This window comes from Sulfurimonas sp. HSL3-7, from assembly GCF_039645985.1.
GTDB classification, from domain to species: Bacteria; Campylobacterota; Campylobacteria; order Campylobacterales; family Sulfurimonadaceae; genus Sulfonitrofixus; species Sulfonitrofixus jiaomeiensis.
On sequence record NZ_CP147919.1, the window covers coordinates 1,599,468 to 1,613,362 of the forward strand.

15 protein-coding genes, 1 tRNA gene and 1 pseudogene are annotated in these 13,895 nt (G+C 50.8%); 10 read left to right on the forward strand and 7 right to left on the reverse strand.

Going from position 1 to position 13,895, the window contains the following annotated elements; all coding sequences use genetic code 11:
* Positions 1 to 25: 25 nt before the first annotated feature.
* Positions 26 to 343 (reverse strand): annotated as a pseudogene (locus WCY20_RS08035) (ferredoxin-thioredoxin reductase catalytic domain-containing protein); the annotation flags it as partial.
* A gap of 154 nt (positions 344 to 497) precedes the next feature.
* Between WCY20_RS08035 and WCY20_RS08040 the strand changes: the two are divergent.
* Positions 498 to 938: a hypothetical protein gene (locus WCY20_RS08040; RefSeq protein ID WP_345974182.1), complete on the forward strand. Its 441-nt coding sequence runs from the start codon at positions 498 to 500 to the stop codon at positions 936 to 938.
* A gap of 25 nt (positions 939 to 963) precedes the next feature.
* Here WCY20_RS08040 and nspC read toward each other — a convergent pair whose 3' ends face one another.
* A complete protein-coding gene (gene nspC / locus WCY20_RS08045) occupies positions 964 to 2,100 on the reverse strand; it encodes a carboxynorspermidine decarboxylase (RefSeq protein WP_345974183.1) in 1,137 nt (378 codons plus the stop codon).
* Between the two features lie 119 nt (positions 2,101 to 2,219).
* On the opposite strand from nspC, the gene WCY20_RS08050 reads away from it, so the two are divergent.
* Entirely contained in the window at positions 2,220 to 3,338 is a 1,119-nt protein-coding gene (locus WCY20_RS08050) for a glucosaminidase domain-containing protein (protein WP_345974185.1), read from the forward strand.
* Positions 3,339 to 3,439: 101 nt separating this feature from the next.
* Here the strand turns inward: WCY20_RS08050 and WCY20_RS08055 are convergent, their stop codons facing one another.
* From WCY20_RS08055 to WCY20_RS08070, 4 genes are read right to left on the reverse strand one after another with little or no spacing between them, the layout of a single operon-like run.
* Positions 3,440 to 4,621: a saccharopine dehydrogenase family protein gene (locus WCY20_RS08055; protein ID WP_345974186.1), complete on the reverse strand. Its 1,182-nt coding sequence runs from the start codon at positions 4,619 to 4,621 to the stop codon at positions 3,440 to 3,442.
* A gap of 33 nt (positions 4,622 to 4,654) precedes the next feature.
* Positions 4,655 to 5,023: a diacylglycerol kinase gene (locus WCY20_RS08060; RefSeq protein WP_345974188.1), complete on the reverse strand. Its 369-nt coding sequence runs from the start codon at positions 5,021 to 5,023 to the stop codon at positions 4,655 to 4,657.
* Positions 5,013 to 6,839 carry an MFS transporter gene (locus WCY20_RS08065; protein ID WP_345974190.1) on the reverse strand — a complete coding sequence of 609 codons (1,827 nt, stop codon included), beginning with the start codon at positions 6,837 to 6,839 and terminating at the stop codon, positions 5,013 to 5,015. Before WCY20_RS08065 ends, WCY20_RS08060 begins: the two co-directional genes overlap by 11 nt.
* A 5-nt stretch (positions 6,840 to 6,844) precedes the next feature.
* Complete coding sequence (locus WCY20_RS08070; protein WP_345974192.1) at positions 6,845 to 7,576, reverse strand: DUF695 domain-containing protein; 732 nt, start codon at positions 7,574 to 7,576, stop codon at positions 6,845 to 6,847.
* 90 nt (positions 7,577 to 7,666) lie between these two features.
* Here WCY20_RS08070 and WCY20_RS08075 point away from each other — a divergent pair, with 90 nt between their 5' ends.
* From WCY20_RS08075 to WCY20_RS08110, 8 genes are all read left to right on the forward strand, one after another.
* Positions 7,667 to 8,068: a hypothetical protein gene (locus WCY20_RS08075; protein WP_345974194.1), complete on the forward strand. Its 402-nt coding sequence runs from the start codon at positions 7,667 to 7,669 to the stop codon at positions 8,066 to 8,068.
* Between the two features lie 100 nt (positions 8,069 to 8,168).
* Positions 8,169 to 8,348 (forward strand): DUF2892 domain-containing protein, encoded by a 180-nt coding sequence (locus WCY20_RS08080; RefSeq protein ID WP_345974196.1) that lies wholly within the window; start codon positions 8,169 to 8,171, stop codon positions 8,346 to 8,348.
* Positions 8,349 to 8,710: 362 nt separating this feature from the next.
* A complete protein-coding gene (locus WCY20_RS08085) occupies positions 8,711 to 10,075 on the forward strand; it encodes a hypothetical protein (RefSeq protein WP_345974198.1) in 1,365 nt (454 codons plus the stop codon).
* Between the two features lie 47 nt (positions 10,076 to 10,122).
* On the forward strand, positions 10,123 to 11,286 hold the full coding sequence (locus WCY20_RS08090; protein ID WP_345974200.1) for a cytochrome c peroxidase: 1,164 nt from the start codon (positions 10,123 to 10,125) through the stop codon (positions 11,284 to 11,286).
* Between the two features lie 87 nt (positions 11,287 to 11,373).
* Complete coding sequence (locus WCY20_RS08095; RefSeq protein ID WP_345974202.1) at positions 11,374 to 11,895, forward strand: FMN-binding protein; 522 nt, start codon at positions 11,374 to 11,376, stop codon at positions 11,893 to 11,895.
* The gene (locus WCY20_RS08100; RefSeq protein WP_345974204.1) at positions 11,896 to 12,387 is read left to right on the forward strand and encodes a hypothetical protein; all 492 of its coding nucleotides are present in this window, start codon (positions 11,896 to 11,898) and stop codon (positions 12,385 to 12,387) included. It begins immediately after the preceding gene.
* A complete protein-coding gene (locus WCY20_RS08105; RefSeq protein WP_345974206.1) occupies positions 12,387 to 12,845 on the forward strand; it encodes a hypothetical protein in 459 nt (152 codons plus the stop codon). Before WCY20_RS08100 ends, WCY20_RS08105 begins: the two co-directional genes overlap by 1 nt.
* Before the next feature lie 120 nt (positions 12,846 to 12,965).
* On the forward strand, positions 12,966 to 13,511 hold the full coding sequence (locus WCY20_RS08110; protein WP_345974207.1) for a flavin reductase family protein: 546 nt from the start codon (positions 12,966 to 12,968) through the stop codon (positions 13,509 to 13,511).
* A 94-nt stretch (positions 13,512 to 13,605) separates the two neighbouring features.
* Here WCY20_RS08110 and WCY20_RS08115 read toward each other — a convergent pair.
* A tRNA-Leu gene (locus WCY20_RS08115) sits at positions 13,606 to 13,692 on the reverse strand.
* Positions 13,693 to 13,895: the final 203 nt, after the last annotated feature.

The following is a 13,895-nucleotide window of genomic DNA, read 5'->3' on the forward strand; positions in this document are numbered from 1 at the left end:
ATAAGGGTTACTGGTCGTTGTTGGCAGCGTATTCCGGTGTACAGAAGATACCGCAGTGGCATTTACCCTCTTCAGGGATCTCTTTTTCGATTGCCGGCGGACACGGACAGATACGGTTGTCGGCACTGACATGCTTGCCGTCCTCTTCTATGACCATAAAACATGGGCAGAAACGTTTGCCGTAAAGCATCTTGTGACGTGCAAGCCCCATGAGGACACCTTCGTTTACATCTTCATTCGGATTGTAGACCCAGCCGAACTGTTTGTTGACCTTGTCTGTGAATTTTTTTGTTTTCTCCATCTCATTAAGAAACTCAGGTGAACTCATATCTATTTTTTGCATGATTATCCTTTACATAGTGCTGTAAGTATAGGGTGCTGAGACTTAAAAAAGATGGAATTAAATCTGACTTCTATACTTCTTAATTTTAATTTTTAACAACTGTTACTTCTTTATCACTCCGCGTTTTGTTAAAATAACGCCAGTAAGGATAATTATGCACGAAGAACAACTATTTGAGATGGTCAATGAAGCCGTAGAATTTGCCAAAGCGGAGCTCGAGTCGGAGCAGACGCTGCGACCTTTTGCCATGATACTTTTTGAAGACGGGAACGTAGAGAGCCTTAAGGCAGACCCATCTGCACATGAAGAGCAGTACGAAACGCTGATGGCAAGGCTGAAACAAAAAGTCGCCGATGATCCCAGGATCACGGCACTTGCGATCATCGCCCGGGTCACTATTCCGGCCCACTTCAAACCGCCGGTCAGCGACGGTATCCGCGTCCATCTTGAAGAACGCCACAAAACAGACAGCAAGGTCGGTGCACGCTTTTTGTATGTACCCTATGCGCTCTACAAAAATGCGGGATCTGACGACGTCACAATGCAGCTGCACAATCCGATCCCTGTCGCTTTTCCTGCAGAGATCTTTATCTAGAACAGTTATTTAGAGAACGGTTTTCTTATGACAAACGCATCTTGTAGTCGGCATAGCCAAACTCTTTGACCACTTTTATCTCGCCCTCTTGCGTCACCAGTACAAGCGAAGGGAGCTTGATACCGTTAAAGGTGGTGTTTTTGACAAAAGTGTAATGGATCTGATCTTCGAAGATAATCCTGTCGCCGGTTTTCAATGGCTGATCAAACGAGTAGTCCCCCATGATGTCGCCCGCCAGACAGGTATTGCCGCCTAAACGGTAGGTATAGGCCTTTTCGCCGGCTTCACCTGCCCCTCTCACTTCTGCACGGTAGGGCATCGCCAGCGTGTCGGGCATATGCGCCTCGGCAGAGGTGTCCAGGATCGCAAGGTCCATACCGTTATGGAAGGTGTCCAGCACGGTTGCCACCAGCTCGCCTGTCTGCCAGCCGACCGCCTCGCCCGGCTCCAGGTAGACGGCAATATTGTTATGTCGCGCCCTGAATGCCCTGATCACCTCAATCAGTCTGTCGACGTCGTAGTCTTTACGGGTAATGTGGTGACCGCCGCCGAAGTTGATGTAGTTCATCTGGTCGATATAGTCGCCGAACTTCTCCTCGAATGCCGCCAGCACTCCCTCCAGCGCATCGACATTCTGCTCGCAAAGCGCATGGAAGTTCAGACCGTCGAGCTCCTCGAGGATGCTCTCGTCAAAATTGGCAAGCGTGGTCCCCAGACGGCTGTAGAGCCCGCAGGGATTGTAGAGGTCGACAGGAGAGGAGGAGAACTCCGGGTTGACGCGCAGGGAGATAGAAAGTCTCGGATTGACCTTTTTGGCCATCGCGCTGAACCGTTTTAGCTGCGAAGGCGAGTTAAAGACCAGGTGGTCGGAGATAGAGGCGATCTGCTCTATCTCCTCCTCTTTGAAGGCGGGCGAATAGGTGTGCACTTCGCCCCGCATCTCCTCAAAGGCAAGCAGTGCTTCATGCAGACCGCTCGCAGTCGCTCCGTCAAGATATTGACGCACAAGGTCGAACGTCGACCACATTGCAAAGCCTTTAAGCGCGAGTATGATCTTGGCGCCGGTCTCTTTTTTGACACGTGCCAAAAGTTTCAAATTGTTCTCCAAGCGGGTCAGATCACAGACATAGGAAGGGCTGGGAAGAGTATCGTAATTTATCATTATCAGACTTTTTTGTTATTATAACGCTTTATTATTACCCCGATAAGTGCTCTTACGGCGTAACATTAATATCAAATTTTACCCTAAATTCAGGGGGTTTGATCTAAAAAGCGAGTTAAATGAAACAGATAGTATTGGCCGTAATCGCACTCCTTTTGCTAGCAAGCATGTATGCCGTCTATAACGAATTAAACAAAATAATACCGTTTTTCGATCAGAACAGCTCAAAAACAGTTGAAGATAGTGATACAGACGTGGCCCATAACAGTTCCGGGAAAAAAACCGCCACAAGCAATACAGAAAGAAAACGCTATAAGACCCCTGCTTCCACTCCGGAGTCCAAGCGTCTCTTTTTAAAGAAGACGATCGCGGCCATCAGAAAGGTAAAAGCGCGCCTCGATGCCGAATACCAGGCTGTTTATGAACTCAGCCTCAAAGAGAAGCTTACCCCAAAAGAGCAGGCAAAGATTGAACGGCTTAAAAAACGCTATAAAGTCAGCGGTTTTCCCTGTCTGCTGAAACGTATGCATACCCACCCTATCAGTATCGTCATCGCCCAGGCGGCACTGGAATCAGGCTGGGGAAGTTCACGCTTCTACCGCGAAGCCAACAACATCTTCGGCGTCTGGTCTTTTAATCCCAACGAACCGCGTATCGCGGCAGGCATACCGCGAGAGGGGCAAAAGACCATCTATGTCAAAAAATACAAAAACCTGGAAGCTTCCATCGAAAGCTATTACCGCATGATGGCCAGAGGACGTGCTTTTGAACAGTTCAGAACAGCGCGCCTACACACCAACAACCCTTTTGAGATCATCGCTTATCTCGACCACTACTCCGAACTGCGCCATGAGTATGTCAAACGTCTCTATTATGTCATCAAGTCCAACAGGTTCAATGAGCTCGATACGCCGGTTTATCAGCCGCCGGGCTGGAAAAACATCGAACCGGCCAGAGCCGAATACCTGATTCCTGAAAAAGAGGAACCTGCAGCCAAAGTCGCCGACAAATGTAAAAAAGACATCACCCCCGCTCTTGAGAACAGCGAGCGGAACAGCTCGCGAGTGCCGGATATAACAGTGTTGCCTAAAAAAGCTAAAGAGAGCGCAACCGTCACCCATATCACGAATGTTCCTCATTCCCATGACAAGGTTCAAGATCGCAATAATACCAAAGAGCAAAACCGTTCAAAAGATGTCCCGATAAAGGTACAAGAGGTCAATACGGCGGAAGTGTAAAAAACAGATAAAACATCGCTTAGATACGTGTCATAAGTGAGAGAGTAGAAAACGTTTGAAAATTGAAAAGCAAAGTCTGATTACTCAGACTTTGCACCCCTTTAGTTAAGTTCGATGACCTTCCAAGGAAGACCCTGCTTGTTCAGCTCTTCCATGAACGGGTCCGGATCAAACTGCTCCATGTTGTAGACCCCTTTGGCCTGCCATTTGCCCTCAAGCATCAGTTTCGCCCCGATCATTGCCGGAACGCCGGTCGTGTATGAGACCGCCTGCGACTGGACCTCGGCGTAGCACTTCTCGTGGTCGCTCACCTGGTAGATGTAGATCTTCTTCTTCTGACCGTCCTTGATCCCTTCGGCGACAATACCGATGTTGGTCTTGCCTTTGGTGCGAGGGCCCAATGAAGCCGGGTCAGGCAGCAGTGTCTTCAGAAACTCGATAGGGACGATCTCCTGACCTTTGTGCATCACCGGCTCGATGCCGAGCATCCCGACGTTTTCGAGGCAACGCATATGGGTCAGGTAGCTCTCGCCGAAGGTCATGAAAAAACGGATACGTTTGAGCCCCTTTATATGTTTGACCAGCGACTCCATCTCCTCGTGGTAGAGAAGATAGCTGTCTTTCGGACCGACTTCAGGGTAGTCCCAGACCATCTTGATCTCCATCGGCTCGGTCTCGATCCACTCGCCGTTCTCCCAATAGCGCCCTTTTGCACTCACCTCGCGGAGGTTGATCTCCGGGTTGAAGTTGGTTGCGAACGGGTAGCCGTGGTCGCCGGCGTTACAGTCGAGGATGTCGATCGTATGGATCTCGTCGAAGTAGTGTTTCTGCGCATAAGCGCAGAAGACATTGGTCGCACCCGGATCGAAGCCGCTTCCAAGAAGGCCCATGATGTCGGCTTCTTTAAACGCATCGTCTTTGGCCCACTGCAGCTTGTACTCGAACTTCGCCTCGTCCGGGTGTTCATAGTTGGCCGTGTCCAGATAGTCGACCTTGGTCAGCAGACAGGCGTCCATGATGCTGAGATCCTGGTACGGCAGCGCCACGTTGATGACGATGTCTGCGCCGACCTTCTCGATAAGGGCTGCGGTCTCCTCTACATTGTCCGCATCCACCTGGGCGATATCGATCGCACCTTCAGGCAGCTGTTTTTGGATCTTTTCACAACTCTCCAGACGTCTACTCGCCAATACGATCTTTGTAAACGTCTCTTTGTTCAAAACACATTTGTGGGTAACGACCCCGCCGACACCGCCGGCTCCGATAATTAAAACAGTTGCCATGCTGCTTCCTTTTAAAAAAGTTTTTGTCAGATATTATACCAGTTTAAAGGCTAAAAGAAGGGTGCATATCCACACGGCGCCGGTCGTAACCAAAGAGACAAAGACCAGTGCCGCCCCGGCATCTTTGGCCTGTTTCGCCAGGAGATGATACTCCTTGGTCACCAGATCGACGACACGTTCGACCGCACTGTTGGCAAGTTCCGCCATAATAGGAAGGAAAAGCGAAATATTCAGAATAAACTTATAGACGATATCGATCGGCAAGAGCCATGCGGCCACACTCGCCACGAGAAAAAGCAGCAGCTGAAGCTTGAATGAGCTCTCATGCTTCGTAACGTCGACAAGACCGGCCAGTGCATAGGTAGTGTTTTTAAACAGCGTGTATTTGGGTTTATTGTGCATAGTAATCATCCTTGAGTTTTTGTACGGCCGTTTTGACCTCGTCTGCCGACGAATGCATAGGCATCGGTTCGCCATACAGTACCGTCACTTTGCGGCGCAAGGAGCGGGACCGTCTTTCGACATATTTTTTGGGTGAACGCGAATATCGGCTGCCCCACATGCCGCCGATATAAAACGGGACGATCACACCATGGGCATCCCTCGCGACCAGTTCAAAACCGCGTAGAAACGGTTGGAGCTCTTCGCCGCGGTTGATAGAACCCTCCGGAAACAGCGTCACCAGTTCGCTGTGATCGAGGTGCTCTTTGGCCTGTCTGAAAGCATCTTTGGACGCTCTTGCCGAGACAGGAATGGCACTGCCCCATTTGAAAAAATGGTGCAGCAGCGGCCAATTATAGATATCGCGGTCCATCATAAAGACCGTACGGCGTTCTACTGCCAACTGGACGATGACCCAGTCTATCCAGCTCACATGGTTGCCCAGCAGCAGTACCGCACGGCTCGGCGGAACGTTCTCGCTCCCCTCATAGACAAATTTATAGCGCAGCGAAAGCACCAGTTCGACGATGAACCAGGTCAGTATGAGATCGTGTTTTTTGATCATATACACTGCCATCGCGGATGTCAGCGCGGCGATGGCATAAAAAAGCCCCTCCGCATTCAACCCTTTGTAGGCGAAGAGTGTCGTAAGCCCCAGGAAGAAGACCATGAAGATGTTCTGGATAAAATTGTTTCCCGCCAGTATCGTTCCCAGGTGAACACCGGGGGCATGTTTCTGGATAAAGGCGTTAAGCGGCACAATGAACATCCCCGAAGAGAGACCGAAAAGAAAAAAGAGAGCGGCAATCAGCTCGATCTGCAACAGGGTCGGAATAAGAAAGAGACTGAGTGCCATACCGGCAGCACTGAACGGCACCAGCCCCATATGGATATAGAACTTCGAAAAACGCGCCGCTATGACCGAACCGATGATGATGCCGATTGCGGTAAGTCCCAAAATACCCTGCACATAGATCGTATTGGTAATGCCAAGCTGCTCTTTGGCATACGCCCCGAAGATCGCCAGCGCCACCTGCGAAACGCCCCAGAAAATCGAAAGCGCGATGATGGCATCGAGTATCGGGCGTTTACGGGTGATGGTCTTCATATTTTTACGCAGATAATAGCCCGAAAAGTATTTTCCTGCATGAAACCTGCGTTCGGAGGGCACGCGCTGTCTGTTTGGCAGTCGCAACATCAACAGCAGCTCGACGACCGAACCGGCGACCAGCATCCACCCGAGCGGTGCTATCTCGCGTACGATGTCGTCCGCCGTTTCAAAGGTGCCGAGCATACTCTCAAAAAACAGGGTATAGACGACGATCCCCGAAAGAATCGCGACCGTCGTTGCCGCCTGTACCGCCGCATTACCCGCCGAAATGAACCTGTTACCCACCAGCTCTTTGATATAGCCGTACTTTGCCGGCGAATAAAATGCACTCTGCATCGCCAGCAGAAAAGTAAAGCCGAAGGCCACTTCAAACCATCCCATATAGTAGGAGAAGGTGATCGCAAGTGTCAGAACAACAGCGACCGCCGCCGCATAGGCCATGACACGGTTCTTGGGAAATTTGTCGGAAATAAACCCTGCCGGGGTAAAGACCATGATGAACGGCAGCAGGATCAGGGCGTTGACGATCGCCGTGAGGATGATCTGCTCCTGGTTGTCGTAGATCTTGAAGACCGTGTTCTGGATGATGATTTTGTGGCCGAGATCGGTAAAGGCATTTAAAAAAAGGGCGATGATATAGGCGTAGGTACCCCTGATTTTGAACATCTCTTTCATGAAGCCAGCGCCGTGCTCCAACCGGCATAAAGGCCGTGCTCTTTGGATGCCGCCTCGATAAGCATTCTGGCAAGCTTTTCCAAAAGCGCCTCATCGATGAGATGTTCTTTGGTCAGCGTCAGCACATGGGCATATTCTTCGCTGCTGTCATAGCTTATCTCTTTGACGGCAAAGCCCTCAAGGGCCAGCTTTTCACCGGCCCGTTTTGCATTTGCCTCGGTTTGGAACTGCAGGTAATGCTCGACTTCACGGCTCTTGGTAAGATCGTCACCGGCCTCTTTGAGCTCGGCGATTATATCGCGGCTCTGTATCTGCTGTAGCATCAAGGCGTCGGGATAGAGCATGTAGCGGTAGTGTTCCCACTTGGCGTCTCTGGAAGAGCCTGAATCAAAGACATACCGCGCAGAAGCGTGTTCGGTCACAATGGTTTGAAACCTTTTGGCCGTCGGCGCATAGAAGTAGAGTTCCATCCACCCTTCCGCATACCTTTGCCCGACATAGACGGCGTCGAGCTCCTTGGTCAACGCCTCTTCGAGAGACATTGCAGCCTCCTGAAGCCCGCTCAGTTCCGAAGCGGTCGGAAACCCCTTCTCATCGACCTCGTTCATCTTGAAAAAAGCCCACAGCAGCCAGGGACGTTCCTCCTGAGGCGCCGTCTCAATATAGTCCATCTCGACTTCCGTCATAACGGAAGACGCTTCATCGTTTGCAATATAGTATTCGATCATAATATTTTTCTTTGTTTATAGGTGCGGTATTTTATCTTTTTGAGAGTATATTCCCGCTAAATAATGGGACAAAGCGGCTATAATAGTGTCATGGAAACGATCTATCTGCTTATTATCTTTTATATTGCGCTGGAACTCTTTGAGGTGCAGTGGCAAAAAGGTGCGAACCTGCTTGCCATGTTAAGCAGGATGTACCGCTACTACAGCAAAAACATCATCCTCTTTCTGTTGATGCACCCGACCTTCTATTTTGGCATCGGCCTGGTGATGCTCACCGACTTTGCGTTCAGTGCCATTGCCCTGCTCTTTATCAAGACGGTCGACATCGCCACCAAGATACTTTTGATCCAGCAGGTCTTTGAAAAGAGAGAACTTACCGCGGAGATGTCGGCCATGCTGATCACACCGTTGCACCCTCTAATGCCCTATTTATCGGTGCTGGTCTATACCCCACTGGTCTATTTCGCACTCTCTCCGATTCAGCTATTTTGATTTGTAGCTTAATTAAATATAATAACCTTCATAACTCCATTGTATGTAATTGGAGGTTTTGCTATAATTCCGGAACTTTACATCCTTATGGAGCATCCAAATGAATATTATGAAAATAAGAGCAGTCTGCCGTCCTATCCGTATCGTCGTCGGTCTGGCATTGATCACGACAGCCGTCGTAACAGGAAACCCGTGGTTCTATCTTGGTATCGCCCCTTTGATCGCGGGAATGGTCAACTTCTGTCCGCTTTGCATCATCACTAAAAAGTGTGACATCTAAACAGCTTCCAGCACTTCTTACCGATGATCTGCCCTTTGCAGGTCATCATACCCCCCCCCTTTTTTTTTCCTGTTCAATGACAGTTCAAAAACCTTCTGGTCAATTTTCTATCTTAAATACTTTTTTCAAAGAGTCATGCAAAGAAAGAAAGAATGTATTATGCATAACTCCAAGTAAACGGCACCTGATCAATTATGAAAGTAATTATCAATATTGTAACATAAGGTAACATCAACCGGACGTTTTTTATTTAAATAATGATAATAAGTTTCAAAACTATTGACAGCCTGTTTCCAATTTGCTACCATACCGCCATATAAATGATTGTGAAAACGATTATTAGAATAATTAAGGATCTGAAAATGAATAAAAAAATTGTATTGGCACTTAGCGCGGCTGCTCTGTGTTCGACCATTGTTCAGGCGGACGACGCCTCTGATATTGCCGAATTGAAAAAACTGGTCGCTGAACTCCAAGCCAACCAGGAAGCCCTCGTCGATGAGACATCCAATGCCCAGGTCGGTTTTACGACGGTCGACACAAGTTTCTCGCATAACGGCATGGGGGCTGCGGCATCCAAGGTCTACAAATCCTCATCACCACTCTCCATCGGCGGATACGGCGACATGTATTTCGAAAGCAGCGACAAAAAAGGCGCCGACAACATCGCCGACGTTTACCACTTCGTCCCGTACATCGGCTACAAGTTTACCGACAGCATCATCCTCAACACCGAGCTCGAGTTCGAACACGGCGGGGCCAATCCCGAGATGGATGAGCCCGAGGGGTATGCGATCGTCGAGTTCATGTACCTTGACTTTTTGATGCAGCAGGCCTTCAATGTACAGCTGGGTCACCTCCTTGTACCGATGGGACTCATTAACATGCGCCACGAACCGACACTCTACAACACGGTCCAAAAACCGAAGACAGAGAAGTACATCATCCCGTCAACATGGCACTCGACCGGTGCACTGGCCTACGGTACGCTGGGCGAGAGCGGCATCAGCTATAACGCCGGCGTCATCCAGGCCATCAACCTCGATAACGAATTTGCAGGGACCGCCTACCAGATCTACGAAGCGCCTGCCGGCTCTACGGGTAAGACAGCCTATAACAAAGCCGCCCTTGTCGGCCGCCTGGACTACCGGGGCATCAACGGCCTTCTGTTGGGCGCTTCGGTCTACTACGGCGACGCAACGCAGGGGAGCATCTCCGGTGCCGATGCCCTGATCTACGACCTTCATGCTACCTATGAGATTGCCGGTTTCAAAGCGAAGGCGCTCTACAGTGCCGCCCATATCGAAAACGCCGACAAGATCGCCGCAGGACAGAGCAACCCGCTCAGTGCGAACTACGACCCGCTCAACCAGAACGGCCTCTCCATGCAGGATGCCAACGGCTACTACATCAACCTAGAGTATGATGTGCTGGCACAGGCAGGGACAAGCTACAGACTCCCTCTCTTCGTCCAGTACGACGCCATCGACCCGACACAGAACGTGGTCGATAAAAACGGCGATGCCGTCGCCGGCTATGACTACATCGACGACACTACAGGCCTGGTGAAGACAGCAAGTACCAACACCAAAGAGGCGACCACGACCGTCGGTCTCAACTTCTTCCCGCATGAGCAGGTGGTGCTGAAGATGGATTACGCGATGACAGACATCGATGCCGGCAAAGATTACAACACCTTCAGCATGGGGCTTGGATTTATCTTCTAATGCGCTTTTTGAGACAGACAACAGATACGGAAAACAGGAGCAAAACGATGAATCCACGTCATAGCATATCGGGACTCTTGGCCCTCACGGCGGTCCTTTTCGGCCTCTCGGGCTGTGAAACGCCGGCCGATCCCGAGGTTGACAACGCTACACAAAACCAGAAGAAGGTCGCTCTGGGCGAGGCACTTTTTCATGACACGAATCTCTCGCTTAACAGAACGATGGCCTGCGCCACCTGCCACCAGACAGGCAGTGCGATGATCGACACACGCGAATCTGCCGCAGTAGGCGCTTCGCTTGGCGATGACGACTTCTCCCGCAGCGACAGGAATGCACCGACGGCGGCCTACGCCGCTTTTACGCCGAGCTTCCACTTCGACAGCGGCGAGGGGCTCTACATCGGCGGACAGTTCCATGACGGGCGCGCGAAAGATCTCAAGGCGCAAGCGAAGGGACCTTTTTTGAACCCGGTCGAGATGATGATGCCGGACGAGAGTTCCGTGATCGAGCGCGTCAAAGAGAACAGCGAAAGAGTCGAACAGTTCAAGACGATCTACGGCGAAAACATCTTCGATGACGACCTGAAAGCCTATGATGCGCTTGCCGACAGCATTGCCATCTTCGAGATGAGCGACGTTTTCGCGCCGTTCGACTCCAAATATGACCGTTTTCTCTCAGGAGAGGAGAGCCTGACCCCTCTCGAGGCGGAGGGGCTCAGACTCTTTGAGGGCAAGGCGATGTGTTCGGCCTGCCACCCGGCAACGACAGCGGACGGCAGCCGTCCGCTCTTTACCGACCACACCTACGATAATCTGGGCGTACCGGTCAACCACCAGCTGCGCGCGGTCAACGGCCTGGGCGAAGGGGTCATCGACAACGGTCTGGGCGGACGCGAAGAGATCAACGACCCTGCCCTCAACGGTGCCTTCAAAGTGGCGACGCTGCGAAACATCGCCGTCACCGGGCCTTACATGCACAACGGTCTTTTCAAAGACCTCAAGACCGTCGTCCACTTCTACAACACCCGCGACGTTGAGGGTGCCATCAACCCCGAGACCGGGGAGGCTTGGGAAGAAGGGGAAGTCGACGCGACCAAGAACGTCAACGAACTCGGTGACCTCGGCTTGACTGACGAAGAGGAAGATGCCCTCGTCGCTTTTATGAAGACGTTGACCGACAAGCAGTACGAACACCTCATACCTGCTGACTAGGGAGCGGGCAAAACCCTTCTCCTCCCAGAGAGCCGGATGCGCTCTCTGGAAATGTTATACTTCCAAGAAAAAAGAGAGACGACATCCATGCGCTATATTCTGTTCCCCCTGCTTCTTATCGCTTCACTGCAGGCCAAACTCCTTGTCTCGCCTTTTGACGCCCTTCACGCCGTCTACGGCAAAGAGGTCAAGATCGAGAAGAAAAATGTCCTTTTGACAGTCGAGAAAGCAGAACGTATCTACAAACAGGCCCAGATGAAGAAGGGTTCCAAGATCTTTCGTACCTATACGGTCACCAGAGAGGGCAAGCCCCTTGCCTATGCGATCCTGATCTCGCGTGTCGTGCGAACCAAAGATGCTGCGGTCCTCTATATGATCTCGCCCGAAGGTGTTATCGACGCCGTCGAAGTGATCGCCTTTAACGAGCCGCCGGAGTACACCCCGACCAAGGCCTATGTCGACCAGTTCAAAGGCAAATCGTCCAAAGACACCCTCCGTGTCGGCAAGGATATCCCGACCGTGACCGGCGCGACCATGGGGGCACGCAACGTCACCGACGGTGCCCGCCTTGCCCTCGCGGTCTTCGAGCTTCTCTTTAAAGAGCAGTAGATGAAATTCACCCTGGTCAAAGATGTCAAACACGACAGCCTGATGCGCCCGCTTCTGGGCGGACTGCTGCTCTTTATCTTCCTCTTTCTGACAGCCGATATTTTTCTCAAAAACGACCATATCGGCCTGACGCCGACCACCCTTTCGCAGACACTTTTCGGCAACGAAGAGGAGTTCATCGAACCTGCCAGCGAACACTTCCTGCTTGAACTGATGCACAGCGACATTTTTTTTATGATGATGACGCTGCTGACCCTCAGTGCCGTCTATGCCAGACTCTGTCAGAACAACACGCTGCGCCTGGTCAACATCAATGTGACGATGATCGCGGCACTGCTGGCGATTCTCTTTCTGCCTTTGGCCTACTACCTTTCGGCACACTTCATCCTGCCCTACATCGCCGCTTTTTATCTCTGGCACCTCATGGCACTGATGATGACGCTGGCCTCCCTCTTCTACCTCTTCGTGCCCCAGAAAAGCGATCTGAACTGATGCACCAGAGCTACCGCATCTCCATTGCTTACTTTACCCTCTTCGGCGCACTGCTGCTCTCAAGCGGTATGGTGCTTTTCTTCAGCAAGATCGGCTTCTCCTACGAGGCAGTGAAGAGCTACTACCTCGGCAGCGAAGCCCTCTTCAGCTCACCGAAAAGCAGTTACGGCCTGCTCGAAACCGCCCTTCCCCACCTCGGTTCGATGGGGCTCTTCATCATGGTCACCGGCCACTTCCTCCTCTTTTCGACCAAAGAGAAAAAGCGGCTTGCCAAAAAAACGGTCGTCCTCCTCTTCCTCGCCGCACTGCTTGACATCTTCAGCGGCTTTCTGATCGTCGGAGGGTGGATCTTTTTTGTCTGGGTCAAACTGCTGGCTTTTGGCATACTTCAGCTATTGGGGCTCTACCTGCTTTGGCTGCTTTTCAGCGCGGTCTGGCAGGGGATCACTACGAAATAAAACATCGCTCATCTCTTCTCTTATACGGTCTCTTGACATCCCGAACTCTTCAACAACACCTAAAAAGCCTTTGATTAAATGCTACTATATTCGTTAAATAACAAGAAGGGAACACATTCGATGATGAAAAAGATGCAGATCGCCAAAGCATTTACGCTGATGGAATCAGGGCCTGTTGTCTTCATTACGACAGCCGACGGAGAGAAGAGCAATATCATGACCATCTCCTGGACCATGGTCATGGACTTTACGCCGATATTTGCCATAACCACGGGTCCCTGGAACTACTCCTATACCGCACTTCAGGAAACCGGGGAATGCGTCATTGCCATTCCCACTGTCGAAATGATCGACCAGGTCGTCGGCGTGGGAACATGTTCCGGCGCCGACACGGACAAATTTGAAAAGTTCGGGCTGACTCCCGTAAAGGGGGAACGGGTCGGAGCTCCTTTAATCAAGGAGTGCCTGGCAAATATTGAGTGCAAGGTTGTCGATATCATCGAAAAGCACAATATTGTTGTACTCGAAGGCATCGCTGCCTACTTCGACAATTCAAAAAAAGAGAAGCGGACGCTTCATGCAGTCGGTGACGGTACTTTCATAATAGACGGTGACAAGCTGGATCGAAAGAAGATGATGCGCTCGAAACTGCCGGAGGGTGTCTGATGCGTCGGTAAGTTGTGTGAATGCATACATTGTAGATCGGGTGGGAAGAACAAAAGAATCTGTAATATGTTTTGGAAAATTTTTGAAAGAAAGATGGTGCGTCCGAGAGGACTTGAACCTCCACAGCCGTTAAGCCACTAGAACCTGAATCTAGCGTGTCTACCAGTTTCACCACGAACGCATGTCGACAGTATAGCGCATTTTAGTCCGCATAGGGGAGCAATGATAACTTTACACTTTAGGATCATGTGACAACGCATCAATATCCGGACCAGAAGAGAAAGCGGCTTGCCAGGTTGAGACGCCTCCAAAACCATATCTTGTCATTGCTAAGAAAGCAAAAACCTGATTTTTGATATTCTTAAAACAGTCAAGAAGAGTCTC

What these genes read in the sequence shown, in the direction of transcription:
- WCY20_RS08040 (WP_345974182.1), top strand. Translation starts at nt 498, where the DNA reads ATGCACGAAGAACAACTATTTGAGATGGTCAATGAAGCCGTAGAATTT.
- nspC (WP_345974183.1), bottom strand. Translation starts at nt 2,100, where the DNA reads ATGATAAATTACGATACTCTTCCCAGCCCTTCCTATGTCTGTGATCTG.
- WCY20_RS08050 (WP_345974185.1), top strand. Translation starts at nt 2,220, where the DNA reads ATGAAACAGATAGTATTGGCCGTAATCGCACTCCTTTTGCTAGCAAGC.
- WCY20_RS08055 (WP_345974186.1), bottom strand. Translation starts at nt 4,621, where the DNA reads ATGGCAACTGTTTTAATTATCGGAGCCGGCGGTGTCGGCGGGGTCGTT.
- WCY20_RS08060 (WP_345974188.1), bottom strand. Translation starts at nt 5,023, where the DNA reads ATGCACAATAAACCCAAATACACGCTGTTTAAAAACACTACCTATGCA.
- WCY20_RS08065 (WP_345974190.1), bottom strand. Translation starts at nt 6,839, where the DNA reads ATGTTCAAAATCAGGGGTACCTACGCCTATATCATCGCCCTTTTTTTA.
- WCY20_RS08070 (WP_345974192.1), bottom strand. Translation starts at nt 7,576, where the DNA reads ATGATCGAATACTATATTGCAAACGATGAAGCGTCTTCCGTTATGACG.
- WCY20_RS08075 (WP_345974194.1), top strand. Translation starts at nt 7,667, where the DNA reads ATGGAAACGATCTATCTGCTTATTATCTTTTATATTGCGCTGGAACTC.
- WCY20_RS08080 (WP_345974196.1), top strand. Translation starts at nt 8,169, where the DNA reads ATGAATATTATGAAAATAAGAGCAGTCTGCCGTCCTATCCGTATCGTC.
- WCY20_RS08085 (WP_345974198.1), top strand. Translation starts at nt 8,711, where the DNA reads ATGAATAAAAAAATTGTATTGGCACTTAGCGCGGCTGCTCTGTGTTCG.
- WCY20_RS08090 (WP_345974200.1), top strand. Translation starts at nt 10,123, where the DNA reads ATGAATCCACGTCATAGCATATCGGGACTCTTGGCCCTCACGGCGGTC.
- WCY20_RS08095 (WP_345974202.1), top strand. Translation starts at nt 11,374, where the DNA reads ATGCGCTATATTCTGTTCCCCCTGCTTCTTATCGCTTCACTGCAGGCC.
- WCY20_RS08100 (WP_345974204.1), top strand. Translation starts at nt 11,896, where the DNA reads ATGAAATTCACCCTGGTCAAAGATGTCAAACACGACAGCCTGATGCGC.
- WCY20_RS08105 (WP_345974206.1), top strand. Translation starts at nt 12,387, where the DNA reads ATGCACCAGAGCTACCGCATCTCCATTGCTTACTTTACCCTCTTCGGC.
- WCY20_RS08110 (WP_345974207.1), top strand. Translation starts at nt 12,966, where the DNA reads ATGATGAAAAAGATGCAGATCGCCAAAGCATTTACGCTGATGGAATCA.